This window comes from Streptacidiphilus albus JL83 (assembly GCF_000744705.1).
Lineage (GTDB): Bacteria > Actinomycetota > Actinomycetes > Streptomycetales > Streptomycetaceae > Streptacidiphilus > Streptacidiphilus albus.
The window spans coordinates 6,133,621-6,158,779 of the sequence record NZ_JQML01000001.1; the positions used below are offsets into that span (position 1 = coordinate 6,133,621).

The 25,159-nt window shown below is 72.0% G+C and carries 21 protein-coding genes and 1 tRNA gene; 10 read left to right on the forward strand and 12 right to left on the reverse strand.

All coding sequences use genetic code 11. From position 1 onward, the window contains the following. Positions 1-3 precede the first annotated feature (3 nt). The 3 genes from ilvN to serA all read left to right on the forward strand — a co-directional run bounded on the left by ilvN (position 4) and on the right by serA (position 3,480). Positions 4-528: an acetolactate synthase small subunit gene (ilvN, locus tag BS75_RS26810; RefSeq protein ID WP_034090079.1), complete on the forward strand. Its 525-nt coding sequence runs from the start codon at positions 4-6 to the stop codon at positions 526-528. Positions 529-625: 97 nt separating this feature from the next. Then, a complete protein-coding gene (ilvC, locus tag BS75_RS26815) occupies positions 626-1,624 on the forward strand; it encodes a ketol-acid reductoisomerase (RefSeq protein ID WP_034090080.1) in 999 nt (332 codons plus the stop codon). A 248-nt stretch (positions 1,625-1,872) separates the two neighbouring features. Continuing rightward, positions 1,873-3,480: a phosphoglycerate dehydrogenase gene (gene serA / locus BS75_RS26820; protein ID WP_034090081.1), complete on the forward strand. Its 1,608-nt coding sequence runs from the start codon at positions 1,873-1,875 to the stop codon at positions 3,478-3,480. 165 nt (positions 3,481-3,645) lie between these two features. On the opposite strand, the gene BS75_RS26825 is transcribed toward serA, so the two are convergent. Next, complete coding sequence (locus BS75_RS26825) at positions 3,646-4,098, reverse strand: HD domain-containing protein (RefSeq protein WP_034090082.1); 453 nt, start codon at positions 4,096-4,098, stop codon at positions 3,646-3,648. A gap of 20 nt (positions 4,099-4,118) precedes the next feature. Continuing rightward, entirely contained in the window at positions 4,119-5,129 is a 1,011-nt protein-coding gene (locus tag BS75_RS26830) for a helix-turn-helix domain-containing protein (RefSeq protein ID WP_034090083.1), read from the reverse strand. Between the two features lie 92 nt (positions 5,130-5,221). Here BS75_RS26830 and BS75_RS26835 point away from each other — a divergent pair, with 92 nt between their 5' ends. After that, positions 5,222-6,448 (forward strand): MFS transporter, encoded by a 1,227-nt coding sequence (locus tag BS75_RS26835; RefSeq protein ID WP_034090084.1) that lies wholly within the window; start codon positions 5,222-5,224, stop codon positions 6,446-6,448. A 59-nt stretch (positions 6,449-6,507) separates the two neighbouring features. On the opposite strand, the gene BS75_RS26840 is transcribed toward BS75_RS26835, so the two are convergent. Then, positions 6,508-6,581: transfer RNA gene (locus tag BS75_RS26840), tRNA-Lys, on the reverse strand. Between the two features lie 106 nt (positions 6,582-6,687). Here BS75_RS26840 and BS75_RS26845 point away from each other — a divergent pair. From BS75_RS26845 to cimA, 6 genes are all read left to right on the forward strand, one after another. Further along, complete coding sequence (locus BS75_RS26845; RefSeq protein WP_034090085.1) at positions 6,688-7,011, forward strand: chorismate mutase; 324 nt, start codon at positions 6,688-6,690, stop codon at positions 7,009-7,011. A 237-nt stretch (positions 7,012-7,248) separates the two neighbouring features. Beyond that, on the forward strand, positions 7,249-7,389 hold the full coding sequence (locus BS75_RS49500; RefSeq protein ID WP_169790765.1) for a hypothetical protein: 141 nt from the start codon (positions 7,249-7,251) through the stop codon (positions 7,387-7,389). A gap of 72 nt (positions 7,390-7,461) precedes the next feature. Continuing rightward, entirely contained in the window at positions 7,462-8,505 is a 1,044-nt protein-coding gene (locus BS75_RS26850; protein WP_034090086.1) for a 3-isopropylmalate dehydrogenase, read from the forward strand. A gap of 247 nt (positions 8,506-8,752) precedes the next feature. Next, positions 8,753-9,850 (forward strand): branched-chain amino acid aminotransferase, encoded by a 1,098-nt coding sequence (locus BS75_RS26855; RefSeq protein ID WP_034093852.1) that lies wholly within the window; start codon positions 8,753-8,755, stop codon positions 9,848-9,850. 104 nt (positions 9,851-9,954) lie between these two features. Next, positions 9,955-10,521 carry a Uma2 family endonuclease gene (locus BS75_RS26860; protein WP_034090087.1) on the forward strand — a complete coding sequence of 189 codons (567 nt, stop codon included), beginning with the start codon at positions 9,955-9,957 and terminating at the stop codon, positions 10,519-10,521. Between the two features lie 375 nt (positions 10,522-10,896). Beyond that, complete coding sequence (cimA, locus tag BS75_RS26865) at positions 10,897-12,507, forward strand: citramalate synthase (RefSeq protein WP_034090088.1); 1,611 nt, start codon at positions 10,897-10,899, stop codon at positions 12,505-12,507. A 9-nt stretch (positions 12,508-12,516) separates the two neighbouring features. On the opposite strand, the gene BS75_RS26870 is transcribed toward cimA, so the two are convergent. The 9 genes from BS75_RS26870 to BS75_RS26910 all read right to left on the reverse strand — a co-directional run bounded on the left by BS75_RS26870 (position 12,517) and on the right by BS75_RS26910 (position 24,660). Continuing rightward, positions 12,517-13,923 (reverse strand): M14 family zinc carboxypeptidase, encoded by a 1,407-nt coding sequence (locus tag BS75_RS26870; protein WP_081982601.1) that lies wholly within the window; start codon positions 13,921-13,923, stop codon positions 12,517-12,519. Between the two features lie 207 nt (positions 13,924-14,130). Beyond that, the gene (locus BS75_RS26875) at positions 14,131-14,721 is read right to left on the reverse strand and encodes a GTP-binding protein (protein ID WP_081982602.1); all 591 of its coding nucleotides are present in this window, start codon (positions 14,719-14,721) and stop codon (positions 14,131-14,133) included. Next, positions 14,702-15,304, reverse strand: a complete 603-nt coding sequence (locus BS75_RS26880) for a DUF742 domain-containing protein (RefSeq protein ID WP_034090090.1) — start codon at positions 15,302-15,304, stop codon at positions 14,702-14,704. The genes BS75_RS26875 and BS75_RS26880 overlap by 20 nt, the downstream gene beginning before the upstream one ends. A 132-nt stretch (positions 15,305-15,436) precedes the next feature. Further along, the gene (locus BS75_RS26885) at positions 15,437-15,850 is read right to left on the reverse strand and encodes a roadblock/LC7 domain-containing protein (RefSeq protein WP_034093854.1); all 414 of its coding nucleotides are present in this window, start codon (positions 15,848-15,850) and stop codon (positions 15,437-15,439) included. Positions 15,851-15,861: 11 nt separating this feature from the next. Then, the gene (locus BS75_RS51610; RefSeq protein ID WP_081982603.1) at positions 15,862-19,203 is read right to left on the reverse strand and encodes a sensor histidine kinase; all 3,342 of its coding nucleotides are present in this window, start codon (positions 19,201-19,203) and stop codon (positions 15,862-15,864) included. Positions 19,204-19,459: 256 nt separating this feature from the next. Continuing rightward, a complete protein-coding gene (locus BS75_RS26895; RefSeq protein ID WP_034090091.1) occupies positions 19,460-20,050 on the reverse strand; it encodes a GTP-binding protein in 591 nt (196 codons plus the stop codon). Continuing rightward, complete coding sequence (locus tag BS75_RS26900; RefSeq protein WP_034090092.1) at positions 20,031-20,417, reverse strand: DUF742 domain-containing protein; 387 nt, start codon at positions 20,415-20,417, stop codon at positions 20,031-20,033. The genes BS75_RS26895 and BS75_RS26900 overlap by 20 nt, the downstream gene beginning before the upstream one ends. Positions 20,418-20,581: 164 nt before the next feature. Continuing rightward, complete coding sequence (locus BS75_RS26905) at positions 20,582-21,004, reverse strand: roadblock/LC7 domain-containing protein (RefSeq protein WP_034090093.1); 423 nt, start codon at positions 21,002-21,004, stop codon at positions 20,582-20,584. 5 nt (positions 21,005-21,009) lie between these two features. Continuing rightward, complete coding sequence (locus tag BS75_RS26910; protein ID WP_081982604.1) at positions 21,010-24,660, reverse strand: nitrate- and nitrite sensing domain-containing protein; 3,651 nt, start codon at positions 24,658-24,660, stop codon at positions 21,010-21,012. Between the last annotated feature and the right edge of the window lie 499 nt (positions 24,661-25,159).

Sequence of the window (25,159 nt, forward strand, 5' to 3'; positions counted from 1 at the left end):
ACCATGTCCAAGCACACCCTCTCCGTCCTCGTCGAGAACAAGCCCGGCGTGCTCGCCCGCATCGCCGCACTGTTCTCCCGCCGGGGATTCAACATCGACTCGCTCGCCGTCGGACCGACCGAGCACCCCGACATCTCCCGGATGACCATCGTCGTCAATGTGGAGGACCTGCCGCTGGAGCAGGTGACCAAGCAGCTCAACAAGCTGGTCAACGTGATAAAGATCGTCGAGCTGGACCCGGCCGCGGCGGTCCGCCGCGAGCTGATCCTGGTCAAGGTGCGTGCTGACAGCGAGACCCGCTCGCAGATCACCGAGATCGTCCAGCTGTTCCGGGCCAAGACCGTGGACGTCTCCCCGGAGGCCGTGACGGTCGAGGCCACCGGCAGCTCGGACAAGCTGGAGGCGATGCTGAAGATGCTGGAGCCCTACGGCATCAAGGAACTGGTGCAGTCGGGAATGGTGGCGGTGGGCCGCGGCGCCCGCTCGATCACCGACCGCTCGCTCCGGGCGCTCGACCGCAGCGCCTGAGACGCCAGTCTCATTATCTGAGAACGAAACCCGTCACGCCCCCACCGGCGTACGGTGTCCCTAACCACCGTGTACCCCCTGCAAGGAGAAGCCAGCGATGGCCGAGCTGTTCTACGACGAAGACGCTGATCTGTCCATCATCCAGGGCCGCAAGGTCGCGATCCTCGGCTACGGCAGCCAGGGTCACGCCCACGCGCTCTCGCTGCGCGACTCGGGCGTCGACGTCCGGGTCGGCCTGCTCCCGGAGTCCAAGTCCCGTGCCAAGGCCGAGGAGCAGGGCCTGCGCGTGGTCACCCCCGCCGAGGCCGCCGCCGAGGCCGACGTCATCATGATCCTGGTGCCGGACCCCATCCAGGGCGACGTCTACAAGGAGGTCGTCGAGCCCAACCTCAAGGCCGGCGACGCGCTGTTCTTCGGCCACGGCCTGAACATCCGCTACGGCTTCATCAAGCCCCCGGCCGACGTCGACGTCTGCATGGTCGCCCCGAAGGGCCCGGGCCACCTGGTCCGCCGTCAGTACGAGGAGGGCCGCGGCGTCCCGTGCATCGTGGCCGTCGAGCAGGACGCCACCGGCAAGGGCCTGCAGCTGGCGCTCTCCTACGCCAAGGGCATCGGCGGCACCCGCGCCGGCGTCATCAAGACCACCTTCACCGAGGAGACCGAGACCGACCTGTTCGGTGAGCAGGCCGTCCTCTGCGGTGGCGCGTCCGCGCTGGTCAAGGCGGGCTTCGAGACCCTGGTCGAGGCCGGCTACCAGCCGGAGATCGCCTACTTCGAGTGCCTCCACGAGCTGAAGCTCATCGTCGACCTGATGTACGAGGGCGGCCTGGAGAAGATGCGCTGGTCGGTCTCCGAGACCGCCGAGTGGGGCGACTACATCACCGGCCCGAAGATCATCACCGCCGACACCAAGGCCGCGATGAAGCAGGTCCTGGCCGAGATCCAGGACGGCACCTTCGCCACCACCTGGATCGCCGAGTACAAGGCCGGTCTGCCCAAGTACAACGAGTACAAGAAGGCCGACAGCGAGCACCTGCTGGAGACCACCGGCAAGAAGCTCCGCAAGCTGATGAGCTGGGTGGACGACGAGGCGTAAGCCCCGGTTCGCAGTGGCGGGGGCGTCCGTGCGTGGACGCCCCCGCTTCTTTGTACGGATTGTCAGATCCCGTGCGGGTGATTCCTCCGCATGGGCATGGGTCGCCGACCCAACCCTCGCTAGACTCCCGAGTGCGCGTCAGGCTCACAGCGTCGTGCGTCTCCAACGCGGCATGCCACCGTCCCCACCATGCCGTCCGTGCCCAAGGCCTGCGGCCGGGGAGACCCGGACAGTAAGGACACACTGTCGTGAGCGCTGCTACCCCTCATCAGAAGCCTGTCGTCCTGATCGCCGAAGAACTGTCGCCCGCGACCGTCGACGCTCTCGGCCCCGACTTCGAGATCCGCCACTGCGACGGCGCCAACCGCGCCGAGCTGCTGGCGGCCATCGCCGACGTCGACGCGATCCTGATCCGCTCGGCCACCAAGGTCGACGCCGAGGCCATCGCCGCCGCCCGCAAGCTCAAGGTCGTCGCCCGCGCCGGCGTCGGTCTCGACAACGTGGACGTCCCCGCCGCCACCAAGGCCGGCGTGATGGTCGTGAACGCGCCCACCTCCAACATCGTCACCGCCGCCGAGCTGGCCTGCGGCCTGCTGATCTCCACCGCCCGGCACATCCCGGCCGCCAACCTGGCGCTGAAGAACGGCGAGTGGAAGCGCAACAAGTACACCGGCGTCGAGCTGGCCGAGAAGACCCTCGGCGTGGTCGGCCTCGGCCGCATCGGCGTCCTGGTCGCCCAGCGGATGTCCGCCTTCGGGATGAAGATCGTCGCCTACGACCCCTACATCCAGGCCGCCCGCGCGGCCCAGATGGGCGTCAAGCTGCTGCCGCTGGACGAGCTGCTGCAGGTCGCCGACTTCATCACGGTGCACCTCCCGAAGACCCCGGAGACCATCGGCCTGATCGGCGACGAGGCGCTGCACAAGGTCAAGCCGACCGTGCGCATCGTCAACGCCGCGCGCGGCGGGATCGTCGACGAGGAGGCCCTGGCCTCCGCGCTGAAGGAGGGCCGGGTCGCCGGCGCCGGGCTCGACGTCTACGTCAAGGAGCCCTGCACCGACTCGCCGCTCTTCGCCTTCGACAACGTGGTGGCCACCCCGCACCTGGGCGCCTCCACCGACGAGGCCCAGGAGAAGGCCGGTATCTCGGTCGCCAAGTCCGTCCGCCTGGCGCTCGCGGGCGAGCTGGTCCCCGACGCGGTCAACGTCCAGGGCGGCGTCATCGCCGAGGACGTCCGTCCGGGCCTGCCGCTGGCCGAGAAGCTCGGCCGGATCTTCACCGCGCTGGCCGGCGAGGTGGCCGTCCGCCTCGACGTCGAGGTGCGCGGCGAGATCACCCAGCACGACGTCAAGGTGCTGGAGCTGTCCGCGCTCAAGGGCGTCTTCGAGGACGTCGTCGCCGAGACCGTCTCCTACGTCAACGCGCCGCTGTTCGCGCAGGAGCGCGGCCTGGAGGTGCGGCTCACGACGACCAGCGAGAGCCCCGAGTACCGCAACGTCATCGTCGTCCGCGGCACCCTGACCGACGGCCGCGAGGTCTCCGTCTCCGGCACGCTGACGGGCCCGAAGCGGATCCAGAAGATCGTCGGCGTCGACACCTTCGACGTGGACGTGGTCCTCACCAACCACATGGGCTTCTTCCGCTACGACGACCGCCCCGGCGTGGTCGGCACCCTGGGCCGCCTGCTCGGCGAGGCCGGCATCAACATCGCCGGCATGCAGGTCTCCCGCGACGACGAGTCCGGCGACGCGCTGGTCTCGCTCACCGTCGACAGCGAGATCCCGCAGCCGCTGCTGGCCGAGATCTCCGCCGAGATCGGCGCCAAGTTCGCCCGCTCGGTGAACCTCAGCGCGTGAGCCGCTGACGCGATCCGACAGGCCCGGGCCCACCCTTCCGAGGGGTGGGCCCGGGCCTGCATGACCATTCGGCGCCAGGAGCGCCTGTACATCCTGCGCAGCACCTGCATCGGCGGCTGACGTGTCCGCGCCGCCCCGGTCAACGGGGCGGCGCGGGGCAGCAGTTCACTCGTCGACGGTCAGCAGGCGGCGCATCAGGGCGTACTTCTCCCGCAGCCGGGCCTGCGTTGCCGGGTTGAGTACGGCCAGCCGGTCCGGGTCGCTGTTGTGGGCCAGGTCGGCCAGCTTGATCGTGACCGCGCCCGGCACCGCCAGCAGCCGGGCGGCGTAGTCGCGCGGGTCCTCGCCCCGGTGCTTGGTCATCGCCAGCACCAGCGACTTGGTGCGTTCCGTCAACGGCGCGCCGGCCAGCCACTCGGCCGTGAGCGCGCCGTCCTCGACCGCGTCGTGCAGCCAGGCCGCCGTGACCTGCTCCGGGTCGCCGCCCCGGGCGGCGGTGCCCCGGGCCACCGCCTCCAGGTGTTCGGCGTAGGGCCGTCCGGCCTTGTCCACCTGCCCCGCGTGCACCCGCCGCGCCAGCGCCTCGACCTCGGCCAGGCTCATGACCGGTTCGCTCATCGGATTCCCCCTCGGTTCGGTCAGGTCAGTCTGCCCGATCCCCCCGACAGCGCGTCCCCCAGCGGCGTGCGCCGGTACAGCACCGAGCGGCCGGAGCGGGCCCGGGCCAGCAGGCCGCCGGCCAGCAGCACCGCCAGGTGGTCGCCGACCGCGCCCGGCGCCAGGCCGAGCTCGCGGGCCAGCTGGCTGGTGCTGGCCGGTACCTCCAGGGCGAGCAGGATCCGGGCCCGGGAGCGGCCCAGCAGTCCGCCGAGCGCGGCCGGGGAGTCCGGGGCCGGGTCCGGCTCCTCCCACAGCGCGGCGGTGCCCCGGGCCGGGTAGATCAGCGTCTTCGGCCAGGGGGCCTCCCAGTGGTAGGCGGTCCCCGGCCGGACCAGTACCGAGGGGATCAGCAGCAGCCCTTCCCCGTTCAGCCGAACCGTCTCGCTCGGCCCCGAGCGCCCGCGCTGGGCCGCCCGCTTCACCTCGATCCCGCCCTCGTGCCAACGGACGCCGGGGTGCAGGTCGCCGATGGCCGCCGCCCAGCCGCGCTCGCCGATCACCCCGACCCGGTGCACCACGTCCCGCTCGCAGAGCGCCCGCAGCCGGGGCCAGTCCTGCGCCAGCAGCTCCCGCCAGGCCAGGTCCAGCGCCTCGGCGATCAGCGCGACCGGGTCCGGCCCGGTCAGCACCGCCAGCACCGCGGGGTCGGTCACCGGCCGCAGCGACATGACGTGCGCGATCTCGACGCGGGCCTGCTCCGGCGGGGCGGCCCGGATCGCGGCCAGGTCGTCGGCCCAGGTCTGCGCGAGCCCGCGCGGCGGAATGGTGACGAAGTCCGCCCCGTACCGCCCGGTGTGGAGGGCGAGCGCCGCGCCCAGTGCGGGATCCCGCCGCAGCCGCTCGAACCGCGGGCGCAGCCGGGCCGCCCACGGCCCCGGCAGCGGTCGGCCCAGCGCCAGCCGGTTCAGCAGGGAGGCCAGCTCGAAGGCGGGGGAGAGGGCGAACCGGCTGCGCAGCAGGTCCTCGGCGGAGGCCTCGAAGCGGATCACGCCACCGATGCTACGTCCGGACCGGGCATCCGACCTTACGTCCAGGGGCGAAGCATTGGCGGGCCGGGCCGGGCCCGGCGAGGCTGCTCCGCATGACCACCACCACCGCGGACGCCCCGGTCCGCCGCACCACCTACCGGGAGGTGCTGGCCGATCCGCGGTACCGGCTGCTCTTCCTCACCCGCACGGTGGCGATCATCGCCGACTCGCTGCGGATCACCACCTTCTCGGTGCTGGTCTTCGCGGGCACCGGTTCGCCGCTGCTCAGCGCGGTCGCCTTCGGCGCCGGCTTCCTGCCGCAGCTGCCCGGCAGCGTGCTGCTCGGCTCGTTGGCCGACCGGCTCCCGCCCCGGGCGCTGATCGCCGGCGGCTACCTGCTGGAGGGAGCGGCCGCGATCGCCCTGGCCACGGCCGGGCTGCCGATCGCGGCGAGCCTGGCGCTGGTGGCCGTGGTCGCCCTGGTCACTCCGCTGTTCGGCGGCGCCTCGGCCCGGCTGACGGCCGAGTGGCTGACCGGCGACGCCTACGTCCTGGGCCGCTCGCTCAACAACATGGCCTCCTCCGGGGCGCAGCTGGTGGGCCTCGCCCTCGGCGGCGCGGCCGTCGCGTCGCTCGGGGCCCACCGCGCGCTGCTGGTCGGCGCCGGGCTCTACCTCGTCGTCTCGGCGGCGGTACGGCTGGGCCTGCCGGACCTGCGTCCGGCCGCGTCGGCGACCGGTTCGGTGCTCCGCTCCAGCCTGCGCGGGGCGGGCGGTCTGCTGCGCGTGCCCGGTCTGCGGCGGCTGCTGCTGGCGCAGTGGCTGCCGTCCGCGTTCACGGCGGGCGCGGAGGGCCTGATCGTCGCCTACGCCGGGCAGCGCCGCTTCGCGCCCGGCAGCTACGCCCTGCTGATGGCCTGCCTCCCGTTCGGGATGCTGCTGGGCGACCTGCTGGTCGGCCGACTGCTGTGGCCGGCCACCCGGGAGCGGCTGGTGGTCCCGCTGGTCGCACTGCTGGGCCTGCCGCTGCTCGGCTTCGCGGCCGCGCCCGGACCCTGGCCCGCGGCGGCCCTGCTGCTGCTCACCGGTGCCGGCTTCGCCTACGGCCTGGGCCTGCAACGGGTCTTCCTGGACGCCCTGCCCGCCGACGGCCAGGGCCAGGCCTTCGGCCTGGTGAACTCGGGCAACATGACCCTCCAGGGCCTCGGCCCGGCCTGCTTCGGCGCCCTCGCCGCGCTCACCGGCAGCGGCGCCGCGATGGCCCTGGCCGGTGCCTGCACCCTGCTCACCGCCGCCTGGATCGCCACCTGGCGTCAATCCGCCGCCGGGGAACCGGGGTGAAACGACGTCAGGGCCCCACTCCGAGGAGTGGGGCCCTGACGTCTACTACCTGCAAGCTGTGCGCCGCCAGGGACTCGAACCCCGGACCCGCTGATTAAGAGTCAGCTGCTCTAACCAACTGAGCTAGCGGCGCCTGCTGACGTGGAAGAGATTACATGATCCGGCGGGAAACTCCGAATCGGTATCCTGGGCCCGCCGGGTGAACGTCCCGGTAACCGGCCGCCGGACAGGGGGAGCGCATGACCGAAAGCAGCAGTGCCACGGGTGGCGAGGTGGACCAGCAGGCCCAGGCGGAGCTGCTCCGACTGCGGGGCAGCATCGACAACATCGACGCCGCGATCGTCCACATGCTGGCCGAGCGCTTCAAGTGCACCCAGGAGGTCGGGCGGCTGAAGGCGCAGTACAGGCTGCCGCCGGCCGATCCGGCCCGCGAGCGGGACCAGATCCAGCGGCTGCGCGACCTGGCCGAGAACGCCCGGCTCGACCCGGCCTTCGCCGAGAAGTTCCTCAACTTCATCATCGCCGAGGTCATCCGCCACCACGAGCGGATCGCGGGGGCCTGAGTCGGCCCGGCCCGAGGGCGGCGTGAGCAGCCGTCATCTCAGATAGTAGGAAATCCAAGTAGTTGTGCAGACAGTTCAGGTCCACTGTCGTAACGTGAGGTCATCAGGCGGTCCGCTGCATCTCCAGCCGGTCCTGATCGGCCCTTGCCGCAGGTGACCCCTGCGCGGCCACGCACCCCCACCCTCACCTTCCCCGTCCTGTGCACGGAGCAGTCCGTGCGTGCGATCGGAGTTCCCATGGACCAGCTGCGCCCGCAGACCCCTCCCCGCCGTAGCCGCCGCGCCGACGCGGCCGCCGAGCGCGCCAACGCCGCAGCCGCGCTGCAGCGGGCGCTCGACCGCCGTGACAACGGCGGCGCGACCGGCCACGACCGCTGAAGGCGGTCGGATTCCGTCCACATATCGGACGGAATCCGACCGACAGGTGAAACCAGGAGTATCGTCCCCGACATGTCTCGTACCCTCCGCCTCGCAGTGATCCCCGGTGACGGCATCGGCCAGGAAGTCGTGGCCGAAGGCCTCAAGGTCCTCTCCGCCGTCCTCCCCGCCGATACCAAGGTGGAGACCACCGAGTACGACCTCGGCGCCCGCCGCTACCACGCCACCGGCGAGACCCTGCCGGACAGCGTGCTGGAGGAGCTGAAGCACAACGACGCCATCCTCCTCGGCGCGATCGGTGACCCGTCCGTGCCCTCCGGGGTGCTGGAGCGGGGGCTGCTGCTCAAGCTGCGCTTCGCCTTCGACCACCACGTCAACCTCCGCCCCGGCAAGCTGTTCCCGGGCGTCTCCTCGCCGCTGGCGGGCGAGCCGGAGATCGACTTCGTGGTCGTCCGCGAGGGCACCGAGGGCCCGTACGCCGGCAACGGCGGCACGCTGCGCACCGGCACTCCGGAGGAGATCGCCACCGAGGTCAGCCTGAACACGGCCTTCGGCATCGAGCGGGTCGTCCGCGACGCCTTCGCCCGCGCCCAGGCCCGTCCGCGCAAGAAGCTGACGCTGGTTCACAAGAACAACGTCCTGGTCCACGCCGGGCACCTGTGGACCCGGATCTTCAACGCGGTCGCGGCCGAGTTCCCCGAGGTCAGCACCGACTACCTGCACGTCGACGCGGCGACGATCTTCTTCGTCACCCAGCCCGAGCGCTTCGACGTCATCGTCACCGACAACCTGTTCGGCGACATCCTGACCGACCTGGCCGCGGCCGTCACCGGCGGCATCGGCCTGGCCGCGAGCGGCAACATCAACCCGTCCGGCGCCTTCCCGTCCATGTTCGAGCCGGTCCACGGCTCGGCCCCGGACATCGCCGGCCAGGGCAAGGCCGACCCGACCGCCACCGTGCTCTCGGTCGCCATGCTGCTCCAGCACCTCGGCCTGAACGACGAGGCCGCCCGGGTCGAGGCCGCGGTCGCCGCGGACCTCGCCGCGCGCACCGGTCAGGCCCCGCGCTCCACCGCGCAGATCGGCGACGCCCTCGCCGCCCGAGTAGCCGGCTGACCAGCCGGCACTCGGAACGAAGGACCTACAGCGGTCCGGAAGACAGTGAGCCGAATCCGGCTGGTCAGCACGCTCTGTGACCCCGGTACCACCGGTTCGCGCCTTCCGGGCCGCTTTGCCGTGCCGCCGCGCCTGCGGCTGTTCGAGCGGACCCGGAAGGTGCGACCATCGACCCTGGGCCCCCGCGACGCCTCGGGCCGCCCGACATGACGACACGGTGAAGGACGTAGCCACCATGACCTCCCCCATGGACACCATCGAGATCGAGCTCAAGCCCTCGGCCCACCCGCTGGCCGCCGAGGAGCGCGAAGCCAGGCTCGCCAACCCCGGCTTCGGCCGTTTCTTCACCGACAACATGGTGACCATCCGCTGGACCGAGGGCCGGGGTTGGCACGACGCCCAGCTGGTGCCCTACGGACCGATCGAACTCGACCCGGCGACCTCGATCCTGCACTACGGCCAGTCGATCTTCGAGGGCCTGAAGGCGTACCGGACGGCCGACGGCAGCATCCAGACCTTCCGCCCCTACGCCAACGCCGCGCGGTTCCAGTCCTCCGCGCGCCGGCTGGCCATGCCGGAGCTGCCGCAGGAGACCTTCGTCGCCGCCGTCGAGGCGCTGGTCCAGCAGGACCAGGCGTGGGTGCCGGCCCAGGACGAGGCCAGCCTCTACCTGCGCCCGTTCATGATCGCGACCGAGGTCGGCCTCGGCGTCCGCCCCGCCAACGAGTACCTGTTCCTGCTGATCGCCTCCCCGGCCGGCGCCTACTTCCCCGGTGGCGTCAAGCCGGTCTCGGTCTGGCTCTCCGAGGAGTACGTCCGTGCCGCGCCCGGCGGCACCGGCGCCGCCAAGTGCGGCGGCAACTACGCCGCCTCCCTGGTTGCCCAGGCCGAGGCCGCCGCCCACGGCTGCGACCAGGTCGTCTACCTGGACGCGATCGAGCGCCGCTGGATCGAGGAACTGGGCGGCATGAACCTCTACTTCGTCTTCGGCGAGGGCGAGAACGCCCGGATCGTCACCCCCGAGCTCTCCGGCTCGCTGCTTCCCGGCATCACCCGCGACTCGCTGCTGAGCATCGCCGCCGACCTCGGCTACGCCACCGAGGAGCGGAAGATCTCCGCCGACGAGTGGCGCGCGGGCAACGCCGACGGAGCCCTCACCGAGGTCTTCGCCTGCGGCACCGCCGCCGTGATCACCCCGGTCGGCTCGGTCAAGTCCGCGCGCGGCAACTGGACGGTCGGCGCGGGCGAGCCCGGCCCGGTCACCCTCAAGCTCCGGGAGACCCTGCTGGCCCTGCAGACCGGCCGCCGCGAGGACACCCACGGCTGGATGCACAGCATCGTCTGACCCACCCGGGCCCCGCCGCCCCGAAGGGGGGCGGCGGGGCCCGAGCCGTGGGTAGCCTCGATCCGTACCACTCGTTGAGCAGTGAGCACCGGAAGGGAGGGGCCATGTCCGCAGCAACATTCGACTTCGCCGACGTCGACCGGAGCGAGGGGGACGGCCTGCTGGAGGCGTTCCTCGCCCTGGAGACCCCCGAGGGCTTCAAGGCCGAGCTCATCGAGGGGGAGATCGTCGTGACACCACCGCCGGACGGCGACCACGAGACCGCGATCGGCCGGATCGTCTGGCAGATCGCTCGCCAATGCCCGGAGGAGCTGGACTTCGCCGGAGGCAAGGGTCTGATCGTCCCCACCGGGCGGTTCATCCCGGACGGCACCTTCACCCGGGACGGAGCCATGCTCGGCCGGGAGTCCTGGTCCGAGCCCGAGGGCGTGCTGATGGTGCTGGAAGTCACTTCCAGCCGTCCCGGCAAGGATCGCGAGCAGAAGCGGCGAGGCTGCGCCGCTGCCGGGATCCCGCTCTACCTGCTGGTGGACCGCCAGCGGGACCAGGTCGTGCTGCACAGCGAGCCCCGGCACGGGGACTACACGGTCGTGGCCACCGCCGCTCTCGGCGATCCGCTGCGGCTGCCGAAGCCCTTCGACTTCGAACTGGACACCGCCAGGCTGCACTGACCGCCGATCTGCGGCGTCCCGCATCCTGAGACCTTCCGTCCCGCGCGGCGCGCCTGTGCAAGACTGCGGACGTGCCCTCGCTCGCGCTCATTATTGGCAGCAGGCGCGCCGGTCCGCAGTGACCGCTCCGCACGACAGACCCGTATGCGGAACGGACATCGTGTTCTCAGACCCGCGCGCAGACCTCTCGCATCCGCGAGGGGTTTTTTTGTTGCCCGGCGCGCTCCCACAAGGAGCCGTCGGACGACCGAGGCGCACGCGGCGATGGGGGACAGTGGCCATGGTCCCGGGAGTCACCCCGGGATCCCCGTGGAGGTCCCCGCCCGGCAACCAGCCGGCCGGGGGCCACCCAGCCCCGGACAGGAGACCCCAGGCATGACCCTCAACGACGACTTCCACGTCTTCGACACCACGCTTCGCGACGGTGCGCAGCGCGAGGGCATCAACCTCACCGTTGCCGACAAGCTGGCCATCGCCCGCCATCTGGACGACTTCGGAGTCGGCTTCATCGAGGGCGGCTGGCCCGGTGCCAACCCCCGTGACACCGAGTTCTTCGCCCGCGCCGCCGCCGAACTGGAGCTGCGCAACGCCCAACTGGTCGCCTTCGGCGCGACCCGCCGGGCCGGCGGCAGCGCCGCCGACGACGCCCAACTGGCCGCCCTGGTCGCCTCCGGCGCCCCGGTGGTCACCCTGGTCGCCAAGTCCCACGACCGCCACGTCGAACTGGCCCTCCGCACCACGCTGGAGGAGAACCTGGAGATGATCGCCGACAGCGTGCGCCACCTGCGCTCGCTCGGCCGCCGGGTCTTCCTCGACTGCGAGCACTTCTTCGACGGCTACAAGGCCAACCGGGACTACGCCCTCGCCGTGGTCCGGACCGCGCACGAGGCCGGGGCCGACGTGGTCGTGCTCTGCGACACCAACGGCGGGATGCTGCCGGCCGGCGTCCACGCGGTCGTCGCCGACGTCCTCGCGCAGACCGCCGGCTACCTGCCCGGCGCGCGGATCGGGATGCACGCCCAGGACGACACCGGCTGCGCCGTCGCCAACACCCTGGCCGCCGTGGACGCCGGCGCCACCCACGTCCAGTGCACGGCCAACGGCTACGGCGAGCGGGTCGGCAACGCCAACCTCTTCCCGGTGGCCGCCGCACTGGAGCTGAAGCACGACCGCCGGGTGCTGCCCCCCGGCGCGCTCCAGGAGATGACCCGGATCTCGCACGCCATCGCCGAGGTCGTCAACCTGACGCCGTCCACCCACCAGCCCTATGTCGGGGTGTCCGCCTTCGCCCACAAGGCCGGGCTGCACGCCTCCGCGATCAAGGTCGACCCCGACCTGTACCAGCACACCGACCCGGCGCTGGTCGGCAACAGCATGCGGATGCTGGTCTCCGACATGGCCGGCCGCGCCTCGGTCGAGCTGAAGGCCGTCGAGCTGGGCTTCCAGGACACCCTCGACCGCGACGCGGTCGGCCGGGTGGTCGCCTCGGTCAAGGCGCGGGAGAACCTCGGCTACACCTACGAGGCCGCCGACGCCTCCTTCGAGCTGCTGCTGCGCGACGAGATCGCCGGTCGGCGCAGGCGCTTCTTCACCCTGGAGTCCTGGCGCACCATCAGCGAGCAGCGCGCCGACGGCAGCCCGGCCAACGAGGCCACGGTCAGGCTGAGCGTCAAGGGCACCAGGACCGTCGCCACCGGCGAGGGCAACGGCCCGGTGCACGCCCTGGACCAGGCGCTGCGCGCCGCGCTGGAGCGGATCTACCCGCAGCTGGCCGCCCTGGAGCTGGTGGACTACAAGGTCCGCATCCTGGAGGGCCAGCACGGCACCGAGTCGAAGACCCGGGTGCTGGTGTCCACCGGCGACGGCAAGGTCGAATGGTCGACCGTCGGCGTCGCCGAGAACGTGATCGGCGCCTCCTGGCAGGCACTTGAGGACGCCTACACCATCGGGCTGATCCGGGCCGGGCTGGAGCCCCAGGAGGACTGAGGCCGGGGCCTACCGCGCGCCGCCGCCGGGCCGGGCCAGCAGGACGGCGGCCGCGACGGTGCCGGCCTGGTGCTCGACCTGGCGGGCGATCGGCAGCCAGGTGCCGGGGAACCGCTGCCGGTACTCCTCGCACCAGTGGTCGGCCAGAGCCTCCAGCCGGTCGCGCAGCGGTCCGGTGCCGGGGCGCTGCGGATCGAGCGCCCGGCGCAGCATCGACGCGGCGCGCAGCGGCACCCGGTGCGCCCACAGCTCCAGGGTCGCCAGCCGGGAACGGGTCATCGGCGGCAGCGCGGGCTGGTCCGGAAGGACGACGCCCGGGTCCCACTCGTCGGCCAGCGGCGCGCAGACGTCGAGGGCGCTGCGGACGGCGCGCGGCAGCGGGCCCTCGGTCAGCGCGCCGAGCCGCTCGGCCTGGGCCAGCAGCTCGTCGAGCAGCCGGCCGTGCCGGCGCATCCGGGCGGCGAGGGCGGTCAGTTCGGCCTCGGGGTCGCCGATCGGGGTCGGGTCGGCCAGCCGGCCGCAGGTCCACAGCGGCACCTCGACGATCAGCGTGGAGCCGCCGTGCCGGTGCGGGGCGTGCCAGGTGGTGCGGCCGAGCTCCCGGGAGCTGGCCTCCGGTCCCCGGTCGGCCGCCTCGGGCATCAGGAACACGCCGGGGTTCGGGTTGGGCCAGAAGTAGACGTCGTAGGGCGAGAGTTCGACCGGGATGCCGAGCCCGGCGGCCGAGCGGGCGAAGTGCCCGTCGAGTCCGGGCTGGTCGCGGGTCGCCTGCAGGAAGGTCCCGCCCACGTCGGTGCTGTGCAGCGAGCACTGGAGGAACGGCCGCAGCTCGTCGATGACCGCGAGCAGGGCCCGGCTCTCCGGCAGGTCCGCGCCGAGCGAGGGGGCCCACTCCGGCTGCTCCTCGCCGGCCGGGCGGAAGAAGTCCCGGTAGTGCCCGGCCAGGGTGTACGGGCCGGGGGTGCGGCCGTGGGAGGCCAGGCTGGCGCCGTCGGGGTCCAGGCAGAGCAGCAGGTTCCAGGTGCAGCCGGCCCGCAGCCCGGGGTCGGCGACGACCCGGCGGGCCAGCTCCAGCACGGTGGCGCCGCCGACCGACTCGTTGGCGTGCGCTCCGGCCACCACCAGTGCCTGTGGCGCCGCCCGGCCGACCGAGAGCAGCAGCAGCGGCCGTCCGGCCCGCGAGCGGCCGACCTGCCGCAGCCGGCAGAGCTCGGGATGGCGCTCGGCCAGCAGCTCCGCCGCCCGGACGACCTCGTCCGGGGTGGGGTAGCGGTCCTCGACCGCGACGGCCCGTCGGGCCGCGTCCGAACCGTCGACCGTCGGCGATGCGTCGACCACCGGTGACGCGTCGGCCACCGGGATCGCTTCGGCCACCGGCGCGCTGTCGTCGAGCGGCAGCGACTTGGCGAGAGACATTGACGCATTGACAGGCACTGGCTGCGACCCCGTTCGTTCGTCCCCGTCCCGGCAGCGCGTCGTTCCGACGTCCGGCCAGCAGACCACGGCTCCTGTCGCACCGTCAAGAACGGCCCGGTAAGGGGCCGGTGCGGAGGCCGGACAGGAGGACGGGCCGGTACGGCAGGCTCGCTGCCGGACCGGCCCGCCCTCCTGTCCGCGCGGCGGCTAGCGCAGTCGGGCGAGGAGGGCGTGCTCGACGAGGGTGATGAGTGCGGATTTGGCGCTGTCGCGGCGTCGGGCGTCGGTGGTGATGATGGGGGTTTCGGCGCTGAGTTGGAGGGCTTCGCGGACTTCTTCGGGGTTGTGGGTCTGGGTGCCGTCGAAGACGTTGAGGGCGACGACGAAGGGCAGGCCGCTGTTTTCGAAGTAGTCGATGGCGGGGAAGCAGTCGGCGAGGCGTCGGGTGTCGACCAGGACGACGGCGCCGATGGCGCCGCGGACGAGGTCGTCCCACATGAACCAGAAGCGGTCCTGTCCGGGGGTGCCGAAGAGGTAGAGGATCAGGTCCTGGTCCAGGGTGATCCGGCCGAAGTCCATGGCCACCGTGGTGGTGGTCTTGTCGGCGACGTGGCTCAGGTCGTCGATGCCGGCGCTGGCGCTGGTCATCACCGCTTCGGTGCGCAGCGGGTTGATCTCCGAGACCGCGCCGACCAGGGTGGTCTTGCCCACACCGAAGCCGCCCGCCACGACGATCTTCGCGGAGGTGGTGGCGCGGGTCGGGGCAGGAGCCGCGGGCCTAGAGCTTGCGTAGTCCACTGAGCACCCTTTCGAGCAGTGTCACGTCTGGCGTGCCGCCGGAATCGCCTCCGGCAGCGGGCTGGTGGATCGCGACCAGGCCGGATTCGGCCAGGTCGGCAACGAGGATGCGGGCCACCCCGAGGGGGATGGACAGCAGGGCCGAGATCTCGGCCACGGACTTGATGTCCTGGCAGAGGTGGCAGATCCGCTGGTGCTCCGGGAGGAGCGAGGCGAAGCGCTCGGGCGGCGTCGTGGTCGAGACCAGGGCCTCGATCGCCAACTGGTAGCGGGGCCGGGTCCGGCCGCCGGTCATCGCGTAGGGGCGGATCAGCGGCTGGTCGTCCTGGTCCTGCTCCGGCTCGCCGCGCCGGGACCCCTGGGCCGACGAGGACGGACGGTTCCAGTCGTCCTGGTACGGCTGGTCGCGGTAGCCGCCTCCGGTGTAGCCGTTCTCGACGTACCGCTGTTCTTCCTGGTACGGGTTGCTCTCGTAGCCGGGGTAGCCGGGGGCGTAGCCGCCACCGGGACCGCCGAACGCGTCATGACCTGTACCCGGATAGCCGGTGCCGTACTGGCCGTGCTGATCCTCTGACGCTGTCACGGTTCCTCCTCACAGTGGGGCGACGGGGCGTTGCGGCTCTTGTCTGTGTGCTGTGCGGGTGGTGCGGGTGCTGGCCGTGCATCGGTGCAGTGCTGTGGTCTCGGTACGGTGCTGCGGTTCCGGCGGAGTCTGTCAGTGGAGCAGGCTGCCCTGGAGCTCCGCGCGCAGGGCCGGGGTCAGCACCGTACCGGCCCGGTCGACCAGGAGTGCCATCTCGTACCCCACCAGGCCGATATCGCTGTCCGGGGCCGCCAGCACGGCAAGTGACGAGCCGTCGGAGACCGCCATGATGAAGAGGAAGCCGCGCTCCATCTCCACCACGCTCTGGGTCACCCGGCCGCCCTCGAAGATCCGCGAGGCGCCCTGGGTGAGCGAGCTCAGCCCGGAGGCCACCGCGGCGAGCTGGTCGGCCCGGTCCCGGGGGAAGCCCTCGGACATGGCGAGCAGGAGGCCGTCCGCGGACACCACCACCGTGTGCGACACCCCGGGGGTGCTGTCCACGAAGTTGGTGATCAACCAGTTCAGGTTCTGTGCCGCCTGGGACATCTGACTCACTGCTAACGCTCCGGGTGGTTCGGGCCGCCGAAGAGATCGGTGCCGCCGTGCTGGTCGGGGTGGGGAGAGTCGCCTGCGCTGCGGCCCTGCTGGACGCCGCGGCGCAGATTGGTGAGCCGGCCGCGGACCTCCTCGGGGGTGCGGGACAGCTGCGAGGTGGTGCTGCCGGCCTGGTCGCGGCCGGGTTCCTGGACGTTGCCCGGGAGCAGGTTCTGCCGCGGCACGCGGCGGGGCAGGCCCGCCTCGGTGGTGCCGCCGGCCACGGGGGTGCGCATGGCCTCCGGCGCGGTCGGCAGGAAGGCGTCCGTCGAGCTCTGGCCGCTGTCCTCACGGGCGCCGGTGAACCAGTTGGGACGCTCGCCGGTCTCCCGCTCGCCGATGGCCCGACCGCCGAGGGCCTGGCCGGGACGGCGCTGCGGCAGCGCGCCGGTGCCGCCGGCGCCGCCGTTGTTCTGCGGCAGCGAGGGACGCGGCTCCTCGGCCTGCGGGGCCTGCGGGGTCTCCGGGTAGTACGGCTGGTTGAACTGCGGTTCGGGCTGGTAGGGAGCCGAGTGCTCCTTCCGGCCCCGCCGGTCGTGGGTGAAGGGGCTGAGGGCGGGTGCGGCCGAGTCGAAGTCGGCGGCGGTGTAGCGGCCGGCCTCGTAGCCCGCGTCCGGGGCGGGGTAGGACTGCTCCTGGAACCCGCCCTGGTAGGGCTGCTCGGGGAAGGCCGCCGGGTAGCCGGAGTCGCGGTACCCGGGCTCCGGGTACCCGGGCTCCGGGAAGGCCGGGGCGGGGAACGGCGCGTCCGGGAAGGCGGCGGCCGGGAAGGAGGTGGTCGGGTACTCGTCGTCGTAACCGGTGGCCCGGTCGAACTCCCCGCCCGGATAGCCGTTGTCGGCGTAGGGCGTGCCCTCGAAGCCGCGCTGCGGTGCGGGCTGCGCTGCGGGCTGCGCTGCGGGCTGCGGAGCGGTGGGCCGGGCCTGCGGCGCCGGGGCGGGTGCGGGAGCGGGCTGCGGAGCGGCGGCCTCCAGCGCGGCCGTCTCGCGGCGCTGGCCGAGCCGGCGCAGCCGCGGCGTGGGTGCGGCCGGGGCGGGCGGCTGCTGGACCGCGGGGGCGGGCACCTCGTAGCGGCTGTCGTCGAAGCCGAGCTCGCTCGCGGTGAGCAGGCCGGGCACCGGGTAGCTGCCGGTGTCGCCGTAGCCGCCGGCCTCCGGGTAGCCGCCACCGAAGTCCGCGGCCGGGGCGAAGCCCGGAGCGGCCGGAGCGGCCGGTTCGAAGTCCGGGGCCGCGCCGAAGTCCGGGGCGGGGGTGGGGGCGAAGCCCAGGGCCGGGACCGGGCCGGTGGTCTCGGCCTCGGTCTCCGGGTAGACCCGGGAGACCGAGTAGGTCTCCTCGGGCTCGGTCACCCGGGGCAGCTGGGTCAGGTGCTCGGGCATCATCACCAGCGAGGTGGTCCCGGCCGACTCGCCCGAGGGGCGCAGCTGGACCCGGACGCCGTGCCGCTCGGCCAGCCGGCCGACCACGAACAGGCCCATCTGCCGGGAGACCGAGGCGTCCACGGTCGGCGGGTCGGCCAGCTTGCTGTTGATGCCGGCGAAGTCCTCGGGGGTGAGGCCGATGCCCTTGTCGTGGATCTCGACCAGCATCCGCTGGTCGGGCAGTCGGGTCGCGGTGACCCTGACCCGGGTCTGCGGGCTGGAGAAGGCGGTGGCGTTCTCCAGCAGCTCGGCGAGCAGGTGCACCAGGTCGGTCACGGCGACGCCGATGACCTCGGCCTCCGGTATGCCGCTGAGCTCGACCCGCTCGTACTGCTCCACCTCGGAGGCGGCGGCGCGGAGCACGTCCACCAGCGGCACCGGGTCGGTCCACTCGCGTCCGGCGCTCTCGCCGGCCAGGACCAGCAGGTTCTCACCGTTGCGGCGCATCCGGGTGGCCAGGTGGTCGAGCTTGAACAGGCTCTCCAGCTGGTCCGGGTCGGCCTCGTTGGACTCCAGCACCGAGATCAGTTCGAGCTGACGCTCGATCAGGCCGTGGCTGCGCCGGGACAGGTTGGTGAAGATCGCGTTGACGTTGCCGCGGAGCAGCGCCTGCTCGGAGGCGAGTCGGACGGCCTCGCGGAGGACGTCCTCGAAGGCCCGGGCGACCTCGCCGATCTCGTCCCGCCCGGTCAGCGGGATCGGTGCGACGGTGGTGTCGACCCGCTCCGGGTCGGTCTTGGAGAGCTTGCGGACCAGGTCCGGCAGCCGCTCGCCGGCGATCTCCTGGGCGCTGTTGCGCAGGGTGCGCATGCCGCGCACCATCGAGCGGGACATCACCATCGTCAGCAGCGCCGAGGCCAGCAGCGCGGCCAGCGCCTCGATGCCGATGATCAGCGCCTGCTGGTCCGCGCTGTGCTGGGCGCTCTTGGCGTCCTGGACGATCTGGTCGGTGATCGCCGACTCGACCTGGCGCTCCTGCTGGATCAGCGCGGAGGAGTCCTGGTACCAGGAGGCGGGGGTCACCCCGGAGGACGACAGCCGCTTGCCCGCCAGCCCCAGCGCCTCCAGCTTCTCCTCGGTGGGAGTGATCGGCGCGGCCGTCACGGTCTTCTGGTAGAGCGCGAGGTCGGAGGGGATCCCGGAGACCACGAACTGGCCGTTGGCGACCTGGGTGAGCTTGTTCGCGACCTGGACGCCCACCGAAAGCTCTGTCGGCATCTTGTCGGCGACCAGGGCGATCGTCACCAGGTTGCGCTCGTTGGAGGTGGACGCCTTCTGCAGGGTCAGCGCGTAGAGCTCGCGGCCGCGGCTGTTGACGTTGTTGTTGCCGAAGCTCAGCTCGTTGTCCAGGCCCATCAGCTCGAAGAACAGGTTGGAGTAGTTCGAGTTGGTGGTGATCGGGTCCATGGACGCGGAGTTGCCCTGGCTCCGCAGCGCCTTCAGCTCCTGCGCCTGCAGGGTCTTGAAGTTGCCCAGCTCGGTCGAGATCCGCGCGTCGCTGTGCACCGAGGTGGCGGCGGCGTACATGGTGAGGATGTCGGCGTCGGTCTGCTTCTGGGCGCGCAGGACGGCGGGGTCGTTGCGGTTGCCCGCCAGCGCGGGGGCCACGGCCAGGTCGCGCTCGTTCTCCAGGTCGTCGACGACCGTGGTGGCGTCGCGGACCAGGATGGCGACCTTCTCGTTCTGGCCGGCCGCATTGGCGATGTTGAGCTGGTCGTGCACCCGCAGACCGGCGAAGGTCACGCCGGTGAGCACGGGAACCAGCAGAATGGCCGTCAGCCGGGTGGGCACGCGCCAGTTGCGGAAGCGCCAACTAGCGCCGCCGTCCGCCACCGGCTGTTCACTGTCCTGCCGGGGTCCGGGGTCTGCCTGCTTCTGCCTCACTCGACAACAACCTCTCGGCCGGGTTGGCCAGTTCTACAGATCTGCGCGGATCGCTGGAATTTCAGCACGTCCGTCGGGCAGCGGCCAAACATCTGCTCCAACGTTGCGCGCCGACGCCAAAACGGGGCATATGGCCCAGCGATGCCGAATGCGCCCCTCCGGATCGGCGCAGCGTGCACAGTCGGCTACGCCTGGTCACGCCGCCCCGGGAATTGCGGGTCTAACTGTTATGAAAATGTGTGCACCTGGCGCGGGCTCAGCGCAGTCGGGCGAGGAGGGCGTGCTCGACGAGGGTGATGAGTGCGGATTTGGCGCTGTCGCGGCGTCGGGCGTCGGTGGTGATGATGGGGGTTTCGGCGCTGAGTTGGAGGGCTTCGCGGACTTCTTCGGGGTTGTGGGTCTGGGTGCCGTCGAAGACGTTGAGGGCGACGACGAAGGGCAGGCCGCTGTTTTCGAAGTAGTCGATGGCGGGGAAGCAGTCGGCGAGGCGTCGGGTGTCGACCAGGACGACGGCGCCGATGGCGCCGCGGACGAGGTCGTCCCACATGAACCAGAAGCGGTCCTGTCCGGGGGTGCCGAAGAGGTAGAGGATCAGGTCCTGGTCCAGGGTGATCCGGCCGAAGTCCATGGCCACCGTGGTCGTGGTCTTCCCCGCCACATGGGTGAGGTCGTCGATGCCGGCGCTGGCGCTGGTCATCACCGCTTCGGTGCGCAGCGGGTTGATCTCCGAGACCGCGCCGACCAGGGTGGTCTTGCCCACACCGAAGCCGCCCGCCACGACGATCTTCGCTGACGTGGTGGCGCGGGTCGGCGCAGGGGCCACTGGCCTAGAGCTTGCGTAGTCCACTGAGGACCCTTTCGAGCAGTGTCACGTCCGGCGCGCCGCCGTTCTCGGTGGCCGCGGCCGGCTGGTGGATCGCGACCAGGCCGGCTTCGGCCAGGTCGGCGACGAGGATGCGGGCCACACCCAGGGGTATGGGTACCAGGGCGGAGACCTCCGCCACCGACTTGACGTCCCGGCACAGCTGCACGATCCGTTGGTGCTCGGGGAGCAGCGTCCCCGCGCGGTCGGCCTGGGCCGTGGTCGAGACCAGGGCCTCGATCGCCAGCTGGTAGCGGGGGCGGGTCCGGCCTCCGGTCATCGCGTAGGGGCGCACCAGCGGGGGCTGGGAGCCCCCGCCGTACGAACCGGTGGAGCCTTGGGGCGGGGCCATCTGTCCTCCTTGAGCTGCAGCGGTCCGTGGTGCCTCTCCGCGGCGGTTGGTGGTGCTGAGGGTTTCCGTGGATCAGTCGGTCGGACGGTGGAGCAGTCGAGCAGTCGTACTGAGGTCACGTCAAGTGCCGGGACGGCGGAGCAGCCGCCGTCCCGGCGGTGGGATCAGTGGAGCAGGCTGCCCTGGAGCTCCGCACGGAGGGCCGGGGTCAGCACGTCGCCGGCCCGGTCGACCAGCAGCGCCATCTCGTAGCCGACCAGGCCGATGTCGCTGTCCGGCGAGGCCAGCACGGCGAGGGACGAGCCGTCGGAGACCGCCATGATGAAGAGGAAGCCGCGCTCCATCTCCACCACGGTCTGGGTCACCCGGCCGCCCTCGAAGATCCGCGAGGCGCCCTGGGTGAGCGACGTCAGCCCGGAGGCCACGGCGGCGAGCTGGTCGGCCCGGTCCCGGGGGAAGCCCTCGGACATGGCGAGCAGGAGGCCGTCCGCGGAGACCACCACCGTGTGCGACACGCCGGGGGTGTTGTCCACGAAGTTGGTGATCAACCAGTTCAGATTGTGTGCCGCTTGGGACATCTGGCTCATCTGAGTCAACGCTCCTGGGGGTTGGTGCCGTACGGGCCGTTGTCCTGCGACCGGTCCTGGGACGGGTTCGGCGATCCTGCCTGGCGTCCCTGCTGGATGCCGCGGCGCAGGTTGGTGAGCCGTCCGCGGACCTCCTCGGGCGACCGGGAGACCTGGGGCCCGTTGTCGGGCGTGCTCTCGGCGGCACCGGGCACGAGGTTCGCCTGCGGCACCCGGCGGGGGAGGCCCGAGGGCATCACACCGCCGGCGCTGGGCTCACGCACCTGCTCGGCCCGGCGCCACACCTCGTCGTTGGAGGAGGCGCGCCACGGGGCCGCGGCGGACGCCGAGGAGCCGCCCGCGCCCGCGGGGGCGCCGCGCTGCGGCAGCGGGCGCTGCTGGGGCTCCTGCGGCCGGGAGGCCGCGGTGGGCTGCGGCGCCTGCGGCGAACCCGGCTGCGGCGAACCGGGCTGCTGCGGACCCGCCTGCTGCGGGGCCTGCGGCTGACGCTGCTGCCCCTGCTGCGGACCGGACGGCCCGCCCTGGGCCTGGTCGCCGTACACCTGCACCGCGCGCATCCGGTCGGCCCGCCCGCTGCGGAACCAGTTGGACTCCATCGCCTCGAAGATCGGCGAACGGGCCGCGTCGGCCTCGGCGGGCGGGAGCGCCCGCGTCAGCGGGTGGTCGGCCGGGTCCTGGTGGAGCGGCGCGGCCGGCTGCGGAACCGGCTGCTGCGGGACGACCGGCTGCGGGACGGCCGACTGCGGCGCGACGGGCTGCGGTGCGACCGGCTGCGGGGCGACCGGACGCTGCGGGGCGACCGGCTGCGGCGCGACCGGGCGCTGCGGGGCGACCGGGCGCTGCGGCTCCTCCTCGAAGTGCGGACGGGCGAACTGCGCGGTGCTGTCGGGGGAGCCGTGCTGGGGCTGCTCGGCCCACAGGTTGGTCTCCTCCACCGGCGCGGGGGCCGGGGCCGGCATCGGCGGCTGCGGGCGCTGGCCCCGGGTGGGCAGCGGCCGACCCGGCAGCTGCTGCGGGGACTGCGACTGCTGCTGCTGCGACTGCGGAGCCTGCGGCTGGGCCTGCTGCGGCGGCTGCGGAGCCTGCGGCTGCTGCTGCGGAGCGGGCTGCTGCTGGTCGCGCCGGGGGAGCTGGTGCTGGCCGGTGAGGGCCGTGCTGCCCTGCGGCAGCGTCGGGTTCGGCCGACGCGAGGGCAGGCCCTGCTGCGGCTGGCCGGACTGACCGGGCAGACCCTGCTGCGGCTGACCCGGCTGACCCGGCTGACCCGGCTGACCCGGCAGGCCCTGCTGCGGCTGGCCGGGCAGGGAGGGGCGGCCGGGGACCGGGCCGGAGGGGCCGGCCGGGAGCGGGGCGCGACCGGGGCCCTGCGGCACGGCGCCGCGCTGCGGGCCGCCCTGGAGGCCGGCCATGCCCTGCGGACGCTGGCGCGCCTGGCCGGGAAGCTGGCCCGGACCGCCCTGGCCGGCCATCTGACCGGGCATCTGACCCGCGCCGGGGCCGCCGCCGGGGCCGCGCCGCTCGGCGGTGTTGGTGACGTCCACCGGCAGCATGACCAGCGCGGTGGTGCCGCCGGAGTCGCTGGGGCGGAGCTGGATCCGGATGCCGTGGCGGAGCGACAGCCGACCGACCACGAACAGGCCCATCCGGCGGGACACCGAGACGTCCACCACCGGGGGGTTGGCCAGCCGCTCGTTGATCTCGGCGAGGTCCTCCGGGGAGAGGCCGATGCCGGTGTCGTGGATCTCGACCAGCACCCGCCCGTCCGGCAGTGCGTGGCCGGTGACCCGGACCCGGGTCTGCGGGCTGGAGAACGAGGTGGCGTTCTCCAGCAGCTCGGCGAGCAGGTGGACGAGGTCGTTGACGACTCGTCCGGCGACCTCGGCGGTGGGCACCGAGGCCAGTTCGATGCGCTCGTACTGCTCCACCTCGGAGGCGGCGGCGCGGAGCACGTCCACCAGCGGCACCGGGCGGGTCCAGCGTCGGCCCGGGTCCTCGCCCGCGAGGACGAGCAGGTTCTCGCCGTTGCGGCGCATACGGGTCGCCAGGTGGTCCAGCTTGAAGAGGCTGGCCAGCTGGTCCGGGTCGGCCTCGCGGCTCTCCAGCTCGGAGATCATCGACAGCTGGCGCTGGATCAGGCCCTGGGAGCGGCGCGAGAGGTTGGTGAACATCGCGTTGATGTTCCCTCGCAGCAGGGCCTGCTCGGCGGCGAGGCGGACGGCCTGGGCGTGGACCTGGTCGAAGGCCCGGGCCACGTGGCCGATCTCGTCGGTGGTGTCGATGCCGATCGAGGCGACCGAGGTGTCGACGTCCTGCGGGTCCGACTCGGAGAGGGTGCGGACCAGTTCCGGCAGCTGGTGGTCGGCCACGTCCTCGGCGGCGAACTGCAGCTTGTTCAGCGTCCGGACCATCGAGCGGGCCACCAGCGCGGCGCCGAGGATGGCGACCAGCAGCACCAGCGCGATCAGCACGGAGTTCAGGATCACGTCCGTCTGGGCCTGCGAGCGCTGGTCGATGACCTGGTTGATGAGGTTCTGCAGGAGGTAGTTCTCATCGTTGGTCATGCTGGTGATCTGCGACTCGGCCTCGTCGTCCCAGGTCGAGTAGGAGGGCAGCACGTCCGGGTACGCCTTGAAGCCGTTGGTCGCGTTCAGCACGGCGTTGGCGAACAGGTTCGCGTTCTTGATGTTGGTGTTGTAGGTCCAGGACTGGATCAGGTTCGCCGAGTCGCCGTTGTAGAGCGCGATGAACTCGGTCCGCAGGAACGCCTCGTTGGTGAAGGCGGTCTGCGCGTACAGCCGGTCCTGGGTCTCCAGCACGTTGCCCGAGGCCAGCGAGGCGCTGATGACGGCCTGGACGATCGAGACCGACTCCTTCCACTGCGAGAAGATCTCCAGGGAACGCGCGGAGGAGAGCAGTTCGCTGTTGCTGGAGGCGAGCGCGAGGTTCTGGCTCAGCGACAGCAGCTGCTGGATCAGGTTGTCGTAGTCCGACACCGAGGCGGTGATGTTGCCGCCGGTACCCATGGCGAAGTCGCTCGCACGGCTGTTCTTCAGGGTGCCGAGGTTGCTCAGCACGGCCGTGATGTCGGCGCCGTGGCCGGGCAGGGCGTTCAGGTCGAGCGACTTGGCCAGGGTGATGAAGTGGGTGGCGACCGTGTTGGTCGTGTACTGCGCGGCCTGGATGCTGTCCGAGTCGCGCTCGCCGGTCGAGGTGATCTCGCCGGCCATGGCGTCGCGCTCGGTCTCCAGCGCGGTGGCCAGGTTGGTGGCGTCCTGGGCGACGGCGCCCAGCTGCGCGACCTTGGCCAGCGACTGCTCCGTCTGCAGCGAGCTCTGGATGCGCAGGCCACCGAGGATGCTGGCGGCGATGACCGGCAGGGTCAGCAGGGCGATCAGCCGGGTGCGGATGCGCCAGTTGCTCAGGCCGTAGCGGCGCATGCCGCTGACCCGCTTCGGCGCGATCCGGCCTATTCGGCTGGGCTCGGCCTCTTCGGGCTTCTGACCTGCGCTGGGCTTCTGGCCTGCGGCTCCGGCCGACTCGCGGCCGGGCACGGCGGCTGGGCCGCCCGCCGACTGCTGTTGCTGCTGGCGAATGGCTGCTTCGCGGTCCGCCGGGTCGCCCGGGCCGCCGCCACCCCTCTTGATACGTCCCTGCACTAGCGTCGCAACCTCTGGACCAGGCGTCCCTCCGCGTGGACGCGGACAGGACGGTGTCGAGTTTCGGGCGGGCGCGGGGTTGCCTGGGGCAACCCCTGATGAATGCCCGTGTGCCGCCGTGGAGTGCGCCCCGGCGCTGGCAGTAGCGCAGTGGAGGGGTGGCCTCCGGCGGTCCGTGGCATTTCAGCACAGTGCCGCATCAGCAACAAGGGGCGACTGGCTGTAGCGGCTACTGCTACTCCATGCGCGCGGAATCTCACTGTCGGTGTGCCGCGACCCCGGGAATAGTGCACCTTTCGGACACGCGGCCATTGTCCATGTCCGAACAAGGGTGACAGGGCGTGATGATTTTGTCCGATATGAAGGATATGTCGATTTCACGGAGAAAGTGGCAATGTCGCAAATGTCGGAACTGTCGGTAGGATAAGTGACCAAAATCACAGGAGTTTGGGTAGTGCTGAGTGTGGCTCCTGTGGAATGAGATCCTGGATGGGCAACC

Bases quoted from the DNA above. Each gene is read 5' to 3' on its own strand.
- ilvN (WP_034090079.1), top strand. From the start codon at position 4: ATGTCCAAGCACACCCTCTCCGTCCTCGTCGAGAACAAGCCCGGCGTG.
- ilvC (WP_034090080.1), top strand. From the start codon at position 626: ATGGCCGAGCTGTTCTACGACGAAGACGCTGATCTGTCCATCATCCAG.
- BS75_RS26825 (WP_034090082.1), bottom strand. From the start codon at position 4,098: ATGAGCGAACCGGTCATGAGCCTGGCCGAGGTCGAGGCGCTGGCGCGG.
- BS75_RS26835 (WP_034090084.1), top strand. From the start codon at position 5,222: ATGACCACCACCACCGCGGACGCCCCGGTCCGCCGCACCACCTACCGG.
- BS75_RS26845 (WP_034090085.1), top strand. From the start codon at position 6,688: ATGACCGAAAGCAGCAGTGCCACGGGTGGCGAGGTGGACCAGCAGGCC.
- BS75_RS49500 (WP_169790765.1), top strand. From the start codon at position 7,249: ATGGACCAGCTGCGCCCGCAGACCCCTCCCCGCCGTAGCCGCCGCGCC.
- BS75_RS26850 (WP_034090086.1), top strand. From the start codon at position 7,462: ATGTCTCGTACCCTCCGCCTCGCAGTGATCCCCGGTGACGGCATCGGC.
- BS75_RS26855 (WP_034093852.1), top strand. From the start codon at position 8,753: ATGGACACCATCGAGATCGAGCTCAAGCCCTCGGCCCACCCGCTGGCC.
- BS75_RS26860 (WP_034090087.1), top strand. From the start codon at position 9,955: ATGTCCGCAGCAACATTCGACTTCGCCGACGTCGACCGGAGCGAGGGG.
- cimA (WP_034090088.1), top strand. From the start codon at position 10,897: ATGACCCTCAACGACGACTTCCACGTCTTCGACACCACGCTTCGCGAC.
- BS75_RS26870 (WP_081982601.1), bottom strand. From the start codon at position 13,923: ATGTCTCTCGCCAAGTCGCTGCCGCTCGACGACAGCGCGCCGGTGGCC.
- BS75_RS26885 (WP_034093854.1), bottom strand. From the start codon at position 15,850: ATGTCCCAGGCGGCACAGAACCTGAACTGGTTGATCACCAACTTCGTG.
- BS75_RS26900 (WP_034090092.1), bottom strand. From the start codon at position 20,417: ATGGCCCCGCCCCAAGGCTCCACCGGTTCGTACGGCGGGGGCTCCCAG.
- BS75_RS26905 (WP_034090093.1), bottom strand. From the start codon at position 21,004: ATGAGCCAGATGTCCCAAGCGGCACACAATCTGAACTGGTTGATCACC.